Origin of the sequence: Cellulosimicrobium sp. NPDC057127, assembly GCF_042670945.1 — a bacterium.
Classification (GTDB): domain Bacteria; phylum Actinomycetota; class Actinomycetes; order Actinomycetales; family Cellulomonadaceae; genus Cellulosimicrobium.
Genome location: NZ_JBHUUP010000021.1, coordinates 1 through 13,768, shown reverse-complemented (window position 1 = coordinate 13,768; position 13,768 = coordinate 1). Strand labels below are relative to the sequence as shown.

12 protein-coding genes are annotated in these 13,768 nt (G+C 74.3%); 5 read left to right on the top strand and 7 right to left on the bottom strand.

What is annotated here, in order from left to right:
* Window positions 1-35: 35 nt before the first annotated feature.
* The 7 genes from folP to dacB form a co-directional block, all read right to left on the bottom strand.
* A complete protein-coding gene (folP, locus tag ACFTZA_RS15950; protein ID WP_378197117.1) occupies window positions 36-899 on the bottom strand; it encodes a dihydropteroate synthase in 864 nt (287 codons plus the stop codon).
* Window positions 900-975: 76 nt separating this feature from the next.
* A complete protein-coding gene (gene folE, locus ACFTZA_RS15945; protein ID WP_378197053.1) occupies window positions 976-1,617 on the bottom strand; it encodes a GTP cyclohydrolase I FolE in 642 nt (213 codons plus the stop codon).
* Window positions 1,617-3,722: an ATP-dependent zinc metalloprotease FtsH gene (gene ftsH / locus ACFTZA_RS15940; protein WP_378197049.1), complete on the bottom strand. Its 2,106-nt coding sequence runs from the start codon at window positions 3,720-3,722 to the stop codon at window positions 1,617-1,619. The genes folE and ftsH overlap by 1 nt, the downstream gene beginning before the upstream one ends.
* Before the next feature lie 124 nt (window positions 3,723-3,846).
* Complete coding sequence (hpt, locus tag ACFTZA_RS15935) at window positions 3,847-4,401, bottom strand: hypoxanthine phosphoribosyltransferase (RefSeq protein WP_378197046.1); 555 nt, start codon at window positions 4,399-4,401, stop codon at window positions 3,847-3,849.
* A gap of 6 nt (window positions 4,402-4,407) precedes the next feature.
* On the bottom strand, window positions 4,408-5,484 hold the full coding sequence (gene tilS / locus ACFTZA_RS15930; protein WP_378197043.1) for a tRNA lysidine(34) synthetase TilS: 1,077 nt from the start codon (window positions 5,482-5,484) through the stop codon (window positions 4,408-4,410).
* Window positions 5,485-5,490: 6 nt separating this feature from the next.
* Window positions 5,491-6,615 carry a zinc-dependent metalloprotease gene (locus ACFTZA_RS15925; RefSeq protein ID WP_378197040.1) on the bottom strand — a complete coding sequence of 375 codons (1,125 nt, stop codon included), beginning with the start codon at window positions 6,613-6,615 and terminating at the stop codon, window positions 5,491-5,493.
* Between the two features lie 37 nt (window positions 6,616-6,652).
* Window positions 6,653-8,065, bottom strand: a complete 1,413-nt coding sequence (dacB, locus tag ACFTZA_RS15920) for a D-alanyl-D-alanine carboxypeptidase/D-alanyl-D-alanine-endopeptidase (RefSeq protein WP_378197037.1) — start codon at window positions 8,063-8,065, stop codon at window positions 6,653-6,655.
* Window positions 8,066-8,298: 233 nt separating this feature from the next.
* On the opposite strand from dacB, the gene ACFTZA_RS15915 reads away from it, so the two are divergent.
* The 5 genes from ACFTZA_RS15915 to ACFTZA_RS15895 all read left to right on the top strand — a co-directional run bounded on the left by ACFTZA_RS15915 (window position 8,299) and on the right by ACFTZA_RS15895 (window position 13,624).
* Window positions 8,299-8,799 carry an inorganic diphosphatase gene (locus ACFTZA_RS15915; RefSeq protein ID WP_075829561.1) on the top strand — a complete coding sequence of 167 codons (501 nt, stop codon included), beginning with the start codon at window positions 8,299-8,301 and terminating at the stop codon, window positions 8,797-8,799.
* Between the two features lie 397 nt (window positions 8,800-9,196).
* Window positions 9,197-10,534 (top strand): bifunctional o-acetylhomoserine/o-acetylserine sulfhydrylase, encoded by a 1,338-nt coding sequence (locus ACFTZA_RS15910; RefSeq protein ID WP_378197032.1) that lies wholly within the window; start codon window positions 9,197-9,199, stop codon window positions 10,532-10,534.
* A gap of 19 nt (window positions 10,535-10,553) precedes the next feature.
* Window positions 10,554-11,843 (top strand): homoserine O-acetyltransferase, encoded by a 1,290-nt coding sequence (locus ACFTZA_RS15905; protein ID WP_378197029.1) that lies wholly within the window; start codon window positions 10,554-10,556, stop codon window positions 11,841-11,843.
* Window positions 11,844-11,935: 92 nt separating this feature from the next.
* On the top strand, window positions 11,936-12,646 hold the full coding sequence (locus ACFTZA_RS15900; protein ID WP_378197027.1) for a maleylpyruvate isomerase N-terminal domain-containing protein: 711 nt from the start codon (window positions 11,936-11,938) through the stop codon (window positions 12,644-12,646).
* Between the two features lie 6 nt (window positions 12,647-12,652).
* Entirely contained in the window at window positions 12,653-13,624 is a 972-nt protein-coding gene (locus ACFTZA_RS15895) for an alpha/beta hydrolase (protein ID WP_378197024.1), read from the top strand.
* The last annotated feature ends 144 nt before the right edge of the window (window positions 13,625-13,768 follow it).

The window sequence follows — 13,768 nt, the reverse complement described above, 5'->3', positions numbered from 1 at the left end:
CCGTCGTGGCCGGACGCCCTTGCCGCCCCATCCTGCTAGGTCGCGGCCCGCCTCGTCGAGTCGTCTCGTCCGGGCACGGGGAGGGTCCGGGCCGTGCTCGTCGCACCCGCCCGCCGCCACGCGGCGACGACGCGCACGGCGTCCGCGGACGCGCGCACGGCGTGGACCCGCACGCACCAGGCGCCGGCCGCGGCGGCGAGGGTCGTCACCGCCGCGGTCGCGTCGTCGCGCGACGACGGAGGCACGGGACGCCCGTCCGGACCGGCGAGGAGGTGCCCGAGGAACCTCTTGCGCGAGGCTCCCACGAGCACCGGGAGGCCAAGGTCCTCGAGCTCCCCCAGCCGGGCGAGCAGCGGCCAGTTCGCCGAGCCGGCCTTCGAGAAGCCGAGCCCCGGGTCGAGGACGATCTGCTCGCGCCGCACCCCTGCTCCGAGGAGGGCGTCGACGCGCGCCGAGAGCTCGGCGCGCACGTCGGTCACGACGTCGTCGTAGCGCTCCAGCTCGTCCATGACGTCCGCGTGCCCGCGCCAGTGCATGCACACGTACGCGACACCGGTCTCGGCCACGACCTGCGCCATGCGCGGGTCCGCGAGACCGCCGGAGACGTCGTTGACGATCCGGGCACCGGCGTCCACCGCACGCCGGGCCACCTCGGCGCGGGTCGTGTCGACGCTCACCACGGCACCGTCCGCGGCGAGCGAGGACACCACGGGGAGCACCCGTGCGAGCTCCTCGGCGACCGGTACGCGGCCGGCGCCGGGCCGGGTGGACTCGCCCCCGACGTCGAGCACGTCCGCGCCCTCGTCGAGCAGCCGTCGTCCGTGCCCGACGGCGGCGTCCGGCTCGTACCACTCGCCCCCGTCGGAGAAGGAGTCCGGGGTCACGTTGACCACGCCCATGACGAGCGTGCGGTCCACCCCCGCGAACCGCTCGAGCCCTGCCACGCCGTGCGGCGCCGGATCGCGGGTCACGTCGTCAGCGGCCCAGGATGAGGCTCATCGCCTCGGCCCGGGTCGCGGCGTCGCGCATCTGGCCGCGCACGGCCGACGTCACGGTCCGCGAGCCGGGCTTGCGCACACCGCGCATGGACATGCACAGGTGCTCGCACTCCACCACGACGATCGCACCGCGCGGCTCGAGGTGCTCGACGAGCGCGTCGGCGACCTGGGACGTGAGCCGCTCCTGGACCTGCGGCCGGCGCGCGAACACCTCGACGAGGCGCGCGAGCTTCGAGAGCCCGGTGATACGGCCGTCGACGTTGGGGATGTACCCGATGTGCGCGACGCCGTGGAACGGCACGAGGTGGTGCTCGCACGTCGAGTACACCTCGATGTCCTTGACGAGCACCATCTCCTCGTGGCCGAGGTCGAACGTCGTCGTCAGGACGTCGCCCGCCTCCTGGCGCAGTCCCGCGAAGATCTCGCGGTAGGCGCGCGCGACGCGGGCGGGGGTGTCGCGCAGGCCCTCGCGGTCGGGGTCCTCGCCGACCGCGAGCAGCAGCTCGCGGACGGCGGCCTCGGCACGCTGCGCGTCGTAGGGCGGCACCTGCGCCGGCGCGGGCAGGTCCGCGGCAGACCCGGCACGGGTGATCGCGCCGTGCACGCCGTCGTCGGACATCAGTCCTGCCTCGGCCCCGGCACGTCGGTCGTGCCGTCGCCGGGCCCGGCGCCTCCGGGCGCCCTGTCGAACGGTGAGCTGGCAGGGACCTCGCCGATGCGCTCGGGCGGGAGCTCGTCGTTCGCCGCCGCGGCCTCGTCCTGCGGGATCACCGGGTGGCCGTTCTGCGCGGCCTTCTCGGCGTCGGTCTGGACGGGCCCGCGCTGGGACACCGAGCGCTGCTCGCTCGAGAGCCACACGTCGCGCGCGTCGCGCTTGCTCACCGGCTCGAAGACGCGGGCGAGCTCCGCCTGGTTCAGCGTCTCCTTCTCGAGGAGCTCGAGCACGAGCGCGTCGAGCACGTCGCGGTACTGCGTGAGCACCTCCCACGCCTCGTCGTGCGCGGCCTCGACGAGCTTGCGCACCTCGTGGTCGACCGTGCCCGCGACCGACTCCGAGTAGTCGCGCGTGTGCCCCATGTCGCGGCCCATGAACGGCTCGCCCGAGCCCGTGCCGAGCTTGATCGCGCCGACGCGCTCGCTCATGCCGTACTCGGTGACCATCTTCTTCGCGATCGCGGTGGCCTTCTCGATGTCGTTCGACGCCCCGGTGGTGGGGTCGTGGAACACGAGCTCCTCCGCGACGCGCCCGCCCATGGCGTAGGCCAGCTGGTCGAGCAGCTCGTTGCGCGTCGTGGAGTACTTGTCCTCGGTGGGCATGACCATCGTGTAGCCGAGGGCACGCCCGCGCGGCAGGATCGTCACCTTCGTCACCGGGTCGGTGTACCGCATCGCGGCCGCGACGAGCGCGTGGCCGCCCTCGTGGTACGCGGTGATCTTCTGCTCCTTGACGTTCATCACGCGCGTGCGCTTCTGCGGGCCCGCGACGACGCGGTCGATCGCCTCGTCCAGCGCGCGGTCGTCGATGAGCTGCGCACCGCTGCGCGCGGTGAGCAGCGCCGCCTCGTTGAGCACGTTCGCGAGGTCCGCACCGGTGAAGCCCGGCGTGCGGCGCGCGACCGCGGCGAGGTCGATGTGCTCGACGATGGGCTTGCCGCTCGCGTGCACCCGCAGGATCGCCTCGCGCCCCTTGAGGTCGGGCGCCTCGACGGCGACCTGGCGGTCGAAGCGGCCCGGGCGCAGGAGCGCGGGGTCGAGGATGTCCGGGCGGTTCGTCGCGGCGATGAGGATGACGTTGGTCTTGACGTCGAAACCGTCCATCTCGACGAGGAGCTGGTTCAGCGTCTGCTCGCGCTCGTCGTGGCCGCCGCCCATGCCGGCACCGCGGTGCCGCCCGACCGCGTCGATCTCGTCGACGAAGATGATCGCCGGCGAGTTCTCCTTGGCCTGGTTGAACAGGTCGCGCACGCGGCTCGCGCCGACGCCGACGAACATCTCGACGAAGTCGGAGCCGGAGATCGAGTAGAACGGGACGCCCGCCTCGCCCGCGACGGCGCGAGCGAGCAGCGTCTTGCCCGTCCCGGGCGGGCCGTAGAGCAGCACGCCCTTCGGGATCTTGGCCCCGACGGCCTGGAACTTCGCCGGCTCGGAGAGGAACTCCTTGATCTCGTGGAGCTCCTCGACCGCCTCGTCGGCGCCCGCGACGTCGGCGAACGTGACCTGCGGGGTGTCCTTGGACACGAGCTTGGCGCGCGACTTGCCGAAGCCCATGACGCGCGAGCCGCCGCCCTGCATCCGCGACAGCAGGAACCAGAACAGCACGCCGATGATGAGGAACGGGATGAGCAGCCCGAGCAGCGACGACCAGAACGACGGCTGCGCGACCTCGGAGTTGTAGCCCTCCGGGGGCTCGGCCGCCACGACCGCGTCGACGACCGCCTCGCCCTGCGGCGCGACGTAGAAGAACTCGACGTTCGTGCCGTACTCCTGCTCGTCCTCCGTGCCCTCGTCGGCCACGTAGGGCTCGGACAGCGTGAGGCGGACGCGCTGGTCCCCGTCCACGATGAGCGCCTGCTCGACCGTGTCGCCGGCGAGCAGCTCGAGGCCGGCGGACGTGTCGATGCGCTGGACCGTGGGACGCGACAGCGTCGTGAACGCGATCCACAGGATCACGAGGCCGAGCACGATCCAGACGATCGGCCCACTGAGAATCTTCTTGATGTTCATCGGCGACGGGGCGCGGGGCCCCGGATCCCTCCGCTCGCGCAAGTGTTCGGGCTCGAAACTACACGCTCCACCTTGACGTCGGCTGTGGATCCGGTCGCTGTTCGCCCAGGGCGTGGTCGCCCGGTCAGCTCGAGTAGACGTGCGGGGCCAGGGTGCCCACGAACGGCAGGTTCCGGTACTTCTCCGCGTAGTCGAGCCCGTAGCCCACGACGAACTCGTTGGGGATGTCGAACCCGACGTAGCGCACGTCGACCTCGGTCTTCGCGGCGTCGGGCTTGCGCAGCATCGCGGCGATCTCGACCGAAGCGGGCCCGCGCGACCGCAGGTTCGACAGCAGCCACGACAGCGTCAGGCCGGAGTCGATGATGTCCTCGACGATGAGCACGTTGCGGCCCGTGAGGTCCGCGTCGAGGTCCTTGAGGATGCGCACGACGCCCGACGACTTGGTGCCCGACCCGTAGGACGAGACCGCCATCCAGTCCATCTCGACCGGGTGGCTGAGCCGGCGCGCGAGGTCGGCCATGACCATGACCGCTCCCTTGAGGACGCCGACGAGCAGGAGGTCCTTGCCCGCGTAGTCACGGTCGATCTGTGCGGCGATCTCGTCGAGCCTGCTGCCGAGCTGCTCCTCGGTGAGGAGGACGTTCTCGAGGTCGCCAGCGACGTCCGATGCTTCCACGGGGGGTCACTCCTGGGGTGCGGGGGTGGGTCGGAGGGGTGGTCGCGGCGGCCCGGGGGGACGGTCCGGCGGACCCAGGGACAGCCTGCCACACGCGCGGCGCGCCCGACGGTCCCCCGGGAGGTGCACGGGCCCCTGCCCGCGCCATGCCACGACGAGCGCGTCGAGCGCCGCGACGTGCACCGCGAACAGGTCCCCGTCGGGACACCCCGCGCGCAGCGCCGCGGCCCGCAGCGCCCGCCCGCGCAGCGCGGGGTGAGCCGCCTCCAGCGTCGCGACGTCGAGCTCGACGGTGCCGGCCGGGACGGGCCCGTCGGCGGCCTGCGCGACGAGCGCCCGGTCGAGGAGCTCGGCCGCGAGGGCGTCGAGCAGGTCGGCGTCGTCGCGCAGGAGGTCGGCCGTGCGCGCGAGGCCGGGGACGGCGCCGGGGCCGAGGACGTCGACCAGCGCGGGGACCACCCGACCGCGCACCCGCGAGCGCAGCGGCCGCTCCTCCGGCCCGTCGAGCCCGTTCGTGGGGTCGTCCCACCACGGCAGGCCGAGCGTGGTGCAGACCGCCTCGGTGTCGGTGCGGCGCAGGCCGAGGAAGGGCCGGCGCCAGGTGCCGCGGTGCGATGCCATGCCGGCGAGGGAGCGCGCTCCCGCACCACGGGCCAGGCCGAGGAGCACGGTCTCGGCCTGGTCGTCGAGCGTGTGGCCCAGGAGCACCGCCGCGGCCCCCAGCTCCTCGGCGGCGGCCGCCAGCGCCGCGTACCGCGCCGCCCGCGCGTCCGCCTCCGGGCCGCCCCCACCGGGCGCGACGACGACGCGCCGGACCTGCACCGGCTCCAGCCCGAGGTCGCGGCACCGGTGCGCGGCGGCGTCCGCCACCGTGGCACTGCCCTCCTGCAGGGCGTGGTCGACGACGACCGCCCCGGCGCGCAGCCCGAGCCGTGGTGCGGCGAACGCCGTCGCGGCCGCGAGCGCCGTCGAGTCGGCGCCACCGGAGCACGCGACGAGCACGAGACCGCCCCGCGGGACGTCGGCGACCGCGGCGCGGACCGCGCGGCGCGCGCCCGCCACGGCCGGCGCGGGTCCGCCCACCGGCGCTCAGCCGTGCACGCGGCGCACCCAGGCGCGCGCGTCGGCGATCTCGCGGGCGGTGGGCAGGTTCTCGGGCGCGGCCCAGACGGCGTTGAACCCGTCGCGCCCGACCTCCTTCTCGACGGCGCGCACGAACGCGGCTCCGTCGCGGTACTGCGCGATCTTGGCGTCCATGCCGAGCAGCCGTCGCAGGACGACGTCGAACCCGGACCCGCCCGCGCCGTCGCGCCGGGCCTCGAACCTGCGGCGGATGCTGCGCACCGTGCGCACGGTGCGCGGCCCGACGGCGTCCATCGCGACGTCGGCGTGCCCCTCGAGGAGCGCCATCACGGCGGACACGTCCTCGAGCTGGCGCCGCTCGTCGTCCGTGAGGAACCCGTGGACCAGCGTGCCGCCCTCCCCGCGGACGGCGGAGAGCACGGCACGGCCGACGGTCCGGAGCTTCTCGGTCACGCGGGCCTCGGCGAGCCGGCGCGACGACGCCGACAGGTCCGTGAGCAGCCGGTGCGCCCGCCCGCCGAGGTGCCCGGCGAGCCACGGCGCCGTCGCGAACTGCAGCGCGTGCGTCTGCTCGTGCAGGCACACCCACAGCCGGAAGTCGTCGGGGACGAGGTCGAGCGCGCGCTCGGCCTGGAGCACGTTGGGCGCGACGAGGACGAGCCGTCCCGGCCCGCCCGAGGTCGTGCCGCTGTAGGGGTCGAACTGCCCGAGGACGCGGCTCGCGAGCACCGCGAGCACCGAACCGAGCTGGGCCGCGCCGACGAGCGCGGCCGACTGGGGGACGTGCGGCTCACGGTCGGAGCCGTCGGCGAGCAGCGACTGCGCGACCCCGTCCGTCAGGGACGCCATGATCTCCGTGTTGGCCTGCGCCCACCGGGCCCGGTCGACGACGTAGACGCTGCCGAGGGCCGTCGGGCGCACGGCCCCGGCCGGGGTCATGCGGGTGACGTCGAGCACGTGCGGCACGGCGGTCGTGGCGGCCTCGCGCAGGCCGTCGACGAGGTCCGCGAGCTCGTCGCGCGACGCCTGCGGGCCGGGCCGGGCGAGGTGGCCGGCGACCTGGGCCGCAGCGTGCCAGTCCACGATCGACGGTCCGCCCGGCGGGCGGTCGGCCTTCTCGACGAGCGTCACCGCTCCACGGTATCCCGGGTGCGGCGCGGTGCCGGTCTCAGCCGGAGCAGCCGCACGCGGCGAGGGACGCGACGAAGTCGTCGAGGATGATGCGCGCGCCGTACGTGCCGCCCTCGGGCACGGCGTCGGCCATGAGCGCGAACACGAGCAGGCGGTCGTCGTCGGTCACGACGGTGCCGGCGAGCGAGGTGATGTCGGGCAGGCTTCCGGTCTTGGCGCGAACGACACCGCGCGCGCCGTTGTCGAGGAAGCGGTCGTCGAGCGTCCCGGACAGGCCCGCGACGGGCAGGCCGACGGCCGCGGGCCGCAGCCGCGGGTGCCCGGGGTCGGCGAGCAGGCTCACGACGTCGACGAGCTGGCGCGGCGTGAGCACGGAGCCGTCCCCGAGGCCGGAGAGGTCCGCGAGCTGCGCGCCGGTGAGGTCGACCCCGAGCCGCTCGACGGCGTCGCGCACCGCGCGGACCGCGCCCTCGGCGGATCCGGGCAGGCCGGCGTCGACCGCGACGACGCGGCCCACGACCTCGGTGATCGTGTTGTCGGAGTGCTGGAGCAGGTAGGGGACGATCTCGCTGAGCGGGGCGGACTCGACCTCGCCGACCACGCGGGCGTCCGAGGGCGCCGGGGCGCGCTCGGGGTCTCCCGAGACGGTGATCCCCTCGGCGGCGAGCGCCTGCACGAACGCCTGGGCCGCGGCCATCGCCGGGTCAGGGGCCCGGGGCGCGTACTCCTCGTCCTCGAGCCGGGCGACGTCCACCGCGAGCGCGGCGACGGGCGCGACGTAGCCGGCCGTGACGTTCCCCGGGAAGACGGCGGGCGACACGGCGGGCCCGGTGAACAGGGTGTCGTCCAGCCGCAGGGTGATCGTCGTGCGGCCGGTCAGGCGCAGCTCGGCCGCGACCTGCGCCGCGAGGTCGGCCAGTCCGGCCCGGCCGTCGACGGCGGTCGGGTCCCCCGCGCCGGCTGCGAGCATCATGTCGCCGCCACCGACGAGCACGACGGTGTCCAGCCCGTCGAGCACGGCGCGCGTGGGGAGCGTGGTGTCCGGCCCGGGGGACGTCAGCGCCGCGGCCGCGGTGAGCACCTTCAGCGTGGACGCGGGCACGTGGCCGGTCGTCGCGCCGGCGCTGCCGAGCGTCTCCCCGGTGGCCGCGTCCACGACGAGGGCGCCGACCCGCGGCCCGAGCCGCTGGTCGGCGACGAGCGCGTCCGTGAGCTGCTGGACCGTCGTGCCGTCCGGCACCGGCGCGGCGCCGTCGAGCGGAGGCAGGCCCGCGGCGAGCGGGGGCGCGGCGACCGCGCCGGGCGGGTCGGGGAAGGGTGCGGGCTCCTGGGGCGGCGGGGCGGTGGTGAGCATCCCGGGGACGACGTCGACGGCGTCGGCCACGAGGTAGCCGCCGGTGAGCGCGAGAACCACGCCGACCGTCACGCCGGCGCGCGTGCCCCAACCCATGCGTGTCTCCCGTTCGTGGCGTCGCGTGCGGCCGTGCCGACGACGACCGGCCGGGCGGGCCGCGCGCGAGCACGTGCGCATTATCACTCATCCGGCTGACCGTACGGCCCCCGCCCGGCGGTCACGGCGCGACGCCTCGTGTCACACTAGTCCGCACGACGGCGCCGTCCGTCGATCACCCCGACCAGCCACCGCCCGAGTCCTGCGGTGCCGGTACGACTGGAGGACACGCAGTGGAGTTCGACGTCACGATCGAGATCCCCAAGGGCCAGCGCAACAAGTACGAGGTCGACCACGCGACCGGGCGCATCCGTCTCGACCGCATGCTCTTCACGTCGACGCGCTACCCGGACGACTACGGCTTCATCGAGGGCACGCTCGGCGAGGACGGCGACCCGCTGGACGCCCTGGTCCTCCTCGAGGAGCCCACGTTCCCCGGCTGCCTCATCCGCTGCCGCGCGCTGGGCATGTTCCGCATGCGCGACGAGGCGGGCGGTGACGACAAGGTGCTGTGCGTGCCGACGGGCGACCAGCGTGCCGCGTGGCGCCAGGACATCGACGACGTCTCCGACTTCCACCGTCTCGAGATCCAGCACTTCTTCGAGGTCTACAAGGACCTCGAGCCCGGCAAGTCGGTCGAGGGCGCGCACTGGGTGGGCCGCTCCGAGGCCGAGGCCGAGATCGAGCGGTCGCTGCAGCGCGCGATCGACTCGGGCTACCACGTGGGCCACTGAGCCACGGGCCGCACGAGCCCTCGCCCCCGCCCGACGGCGCCCCTCACCTCGCTCGGTGAGGGGCGCCGTCGCGCGTTCCACGACCGTCGCCGGCGTGGCCGAGGGCGGGTCCTCCCGGGTCGGCAGGCCCGCGCCTTCTCAACATGTGGTCTCGGTGAGTGAGACGCCGCTTCCGCGCGGCGGTGTCCCTGCCTACTGTCGACGCATGACCCGCCGAATGTGTAGCTGACCACAGCGCACGTTCGCCTGCCCGCAGGTGGGTTCGCCATGACGGCGGCACCTCCCGGGCACCACGTCCCGCGTGCGCTTCCCGCCGCGGCCGGGCCTCCAGCCTCCCGCTCCCGCGGCCGACCTCACGGCGCACCCGCGCCACCCACCGTCCCGCAGGAGCGAACCGATGAGCACCCAGCAGTCCCCCGCCTGGTCCTTCGAGACCCGCCAGGTCCACGCCGGCCAGCAGGCCGACCCGGGCACCGGCGCCCGAGCGCTGCCGATCTACCAGACGACGTCCTTCGTCTTCCCCGACGCCTCCGTCGCCGCGGACCGCTTCGCGCTCAAGGACCTCGGCCCGATCTACACGCGCATCGGCAACCCGACCCAGGAGGTCGTGGAGAACCGGATCGCGTCCCTCGAGGGCGGCGTCGGCGCGCTCCTGCTCGCCTCCGGCCAGGCCGCGACGACCTTCGCGATCCTCAACGTCGCCGAGGCGGGCGACCACGTCGTCGCGTCGCCCAGCCTGTACGGCGGCACGTACAACCTGCTCCAGCACTCGCTCGCGAAGCTCGGGGTCGAGACCACGTTCGTCACCGACCCGCACGACCCGCAGGCATGGCGCGAAGCGGTGCGCCCGAACACCAAGCTCTTCTTCGCGGAGACCGTCCCGAACCCGCGTGCGGACGTGCTCGACATCGCCGCCGTCGCGGACGTGGCCCACCAGAGCGGCGTGCCGCTGGTCGTGGACAACACGGTCGCGACGCCGTACCTCGTGCGCCCGCTCGAGCACGGCGCGGACGTCGTCGTGCACTCGGCGACGAAGTACCTCGGCGGGCACGGCTCGGCGATCGGCGGCGTCATCGTCGACGGCGGGTCGTTCGACTTCGCGGCCGACCCGGAGCGCTTCGCCAACTTCAACACCCCCGACCCCACGTACGACGGGCTGGTCTACGCCCGCGACCTCGGCGTCGGCGGCATGCTCGGTGCGAACCTCGCGTACGTGCTCAAGGCGCGCGTCCAGCTCCTGCGCGACCTCGGCTCCGCGATCTCGCCCTTCAACGCCTTCCTCATCGCGCAGGGCATCGAGACGCTGTCGCTGCGCGTCGAGCGGCACGTCGCCAACGCGCAGGCCGTCGCAGAGTGGCTCGAGGCGCGCGACGACGTCCGCACCGTCCACTACGCCGGTCTGCCGTCCAGCCCGTGGTACGCGAACGCCCAGAAGTACCTCCCGCGCGGCGCGGGCGCCGTCCTGGCCTTCGAGCTCGACGGCGGCGCCGACGCCGGGCAGGCGTTCGTGTCCGCGCTCCAGCTCCACTCCAACGTCGCCAACATCGGCGACGTCCGCTCGCTCGTCATCCACCCCGCGTCGACGACGCACAGCCAGCTCACGCCCGAGGAGCAGGCGCTGTCCGGCGTGACGCCCGGCCTCGTCCGCCTGGCCGTCGGCATCGAGCACGTCGACGACATCCTCGCGGACCTCGAGCTCGGCTTCACGGCCGCCAAGTCGGCGCTGGGCGCCTGAGGCACCGGCAGGACGCGCGATGACCGATCTGGACGGCCGGGGCGCCGCCGACGCCCCGGCCGTACAGTGGCCGGCGGTGAACCCCGTGACCGACGAGCTCCTCCCGCCCCGACCGCCCCGCGCCGCGAGCGCGGCCGCGTCCTCGCGCTCGCGCGTCAAGACCGCCGCGCCCGCGACGGGAGCCTGGCGCGACGGCGACGACGCGGGGAACCGGCGCTTCGCCGACGTGGGCACGTTCGACCTCGAGTCGGGCGGCCGCCTCACCGACGTGCGCGTCGCGTACGAGACGTGGGGCACCCTCGCGCCGGACGGCTCGAACGCGGTGCTCGTCCTGCACGCCCTGACGGGTGACTCGCACGTGACGGGGCCCGCCGGCCCCGGCCACACGACGGCCGGCTGGTGGCAGCAGCTCGTCGGACCCGGGGCGCCGATCGACACCGACCGCTGGTTCGTCGTCGCACCGAACGTGCTCGGCGGGTGCCAGGGCACCACGGGCCCGGCGTCACCCGCGCCCGACGGCGCACCCTGGGGGAGCCGGTTCCCGCGCGTGACCGCCCGCGACCAGGTCGCCGTCGAGATCGAGCTCGCGCACGCTCTGGGGATCCGGTCCTGGGCGCTCGTCGTCGGTGCCTCGATGGGGGGTCACCGCGTGCTCGAGTGGGCCGTCCTCGGGCCCGAGGCGGGCCTCGAGGTCGAGTCGGTCGCGGCGATCGCGACGTCCGCCCAGACGACGGGTGACCAGATCGCCTGGGCGCATCCCCAGATCGGCGCGATCCAGGCCGACCCGAGGTTCCGCGGCGGCGACTACTACGACGCCGACGACGGCGACGGACCGCACCTCGGCCTCGGCCTCGCCCGGCAGATCGCGCACGCGACGTACCGCTCGGCACAAGAGCTCGACGCGCGGTTCGGTCGCCTGCCGCAGGGCGGTGAGGACCCGTTCACCGACGGCCGGTACGCCGTCCAGTCCTACCTGGACCACCACGGCGACAAGCTGGCGCGGCGCTTCGACGCCAACTCCTACGTGCTGCTCACGCAGTCCATGCTGACGCACGACCTCGGGCGCGACCGGGGCGGGGTCGAGGCCGCCCTCAGGTCGATCACGGCGCACGCGCTCGTCGTCGCCGTCGACTCCGACCGGCTCTTCCTGCCGCGCGACTGCGAGCGGATCGCAGCAGGGATCCCCGGGGCCGAGCCGCTGCGCACGCTGCGCAGCGACTACGGTCACGACGGCTTCCTCATCGAGCACGAGCAGCTCGGCCCGATCATGGCCGACTTCCTCGGCGAGCGGGCCCGCGCCCGCGGTTGACCGCCCACCACGGTCCCGGATCGGCCCGTGCCGCGCACCTGCCCACGCGGTGAGCATGCGTGAGTGCCGGAGGGGGCGGCATGATGTCCGACATGCATGCCGACGCCGCGGACGCTGCCCGACACCTGCGCGACCAGTGGACGGTGCTCGACCGGTGGTTGCGCGACCTCAGGGGTGGCATCGACCGGGCGGCGGAGCGGCCCAGCGTGCTCGAGGGATGGTCGGTGGGCGAGCTGGTGTCCCACCTCGGGCAGGTCTGGGAGACGCTCGCGAGCTGCGAGCCCGCCCCGGCCGGCACCGTGCCGCTGAGCCTTGCCGAGTACCTCGCCGCCTATCCCGACGTGGCCGACGAGATCACCTCGACCATGCGGGACCTGGACGCCCGGCTCGCCCCCGACCGGCTCCGCGGCGTGGAGGAGCTCGCGCGGCAGGGCTTCGCCCGGCTCGACCAGCTCGCCAGTGCGGGCGCCGTGCAGGGGCGCCGCGGTCCGATCACGCTGCACGACATGGTCGCCTCCCGGCTGCTCGAGCTCGTCGTGCACGCCGACGACCTGGCCCGGTCCTTCCCGGAGGTGGTCAACGGGCCGGTGGATCCCGGAGCGCTGGACGTCGTCGCCGCGGAGCTGCTCCGCGTCGTCGTCGCGCGCGGCGGTTGGAGCCTCGAGGTGAAGAACCCGCTGCTCTGGGCCCGCCTCGCCACAGGCCGCGAGCCGTACCACGTCGACCGGCTCGCAGACGCCCTCGCGCCCGTCTACACGTCCGAGGCGGTGCCCGACCTCGGCCGCATGCTGCCGCTCGTCTGACGCGCCGTGACGGAGGAGACCTGGCAGCCCGACGTCCTCGGTGACGGCTACGAACAGCGGACGCTGACGCTGCCCGACGACGACGAGGGGCCCGTGGTCGCGACGCTGGTGCGCTACGCACCGCCCGCCACGGGAGCGGTGCGACCGGCACGCGCGGTGCTCTACCTCCACGGCTGGAGCGACTACTTCTTCCAGACGGAGCTCGCCGAGCACTGGCACGCCCAGGGCGCCGCGTTCTACGCGCTCGACCTGCGCAAGTACGGCAGGAGCCTGCGCCCGCACCAGACGCCGGGCTACGTGGACGACCTGGGTGTCTACGACGTCGACATCGAGTCTGCACTCGCCGCCGTCCATACGGATCTCGGCACCAACGCGGCCGTCATGATCATGGCCCACTCGACAGGGGGACTGGTCGCAGCACTCTGGGCGCACCGGAATCCGGGAGCCGTGCGCGGCCTCGTCCTCAACAGCCCCTGGCTCGAGCTCCAGGGCTCGTCCGTGGCCCGCACGGTGTCGGGGCCCGCCATCCGCCAGCTCGCCCGCTTCCAGCCGCGCACTCCCCTGCCGAACGTGGACCCCGGCTACTACGCCCGGACGCTGCGCGACCGTGCCGACGGCACGTGGACGATCGATCCCGCGTGGCGGCCCGTGCCGTCGTTCCCCGTGCGCGCGGGCTGGCTCAGGGCGATCATCGCCGGTCACGCGCGGGTGGCCGCCGGCCTCTCGATCAGCTGTCCCGTCCTCGTGCTGCTCGCGGAACGGTCGCTCTTCGCGACGCGGTGGAGCGAGGACATGCGCGCCGCCGACACCGTGCTCGACGTCGAGCCCCTGGCGCGCCGTGCATCGCACCTCGGTCAGGTCGTCACGCTGGTGCGCATCCCGGACGGCATCCACGACCTGACCCTCTCGGCGCCGGGCCCGCGGGCCCGGTACTTCGCGGAGATCGTGCGGTGGGTGGCCGGCTACGGCTGGTCGTGAGTCGGCCGTCCGACGCGCGGCGGTGGTACGCACCACGGCGATGAGGTCATGCAGAAATGCCGAAGGCCCACCCGTGGGGGTGGGCCTTCGGTGAAGGGTTGTCCGGCGGCGTCCTACTCTCCCACCCCGTCTCCAGGGCAGTAC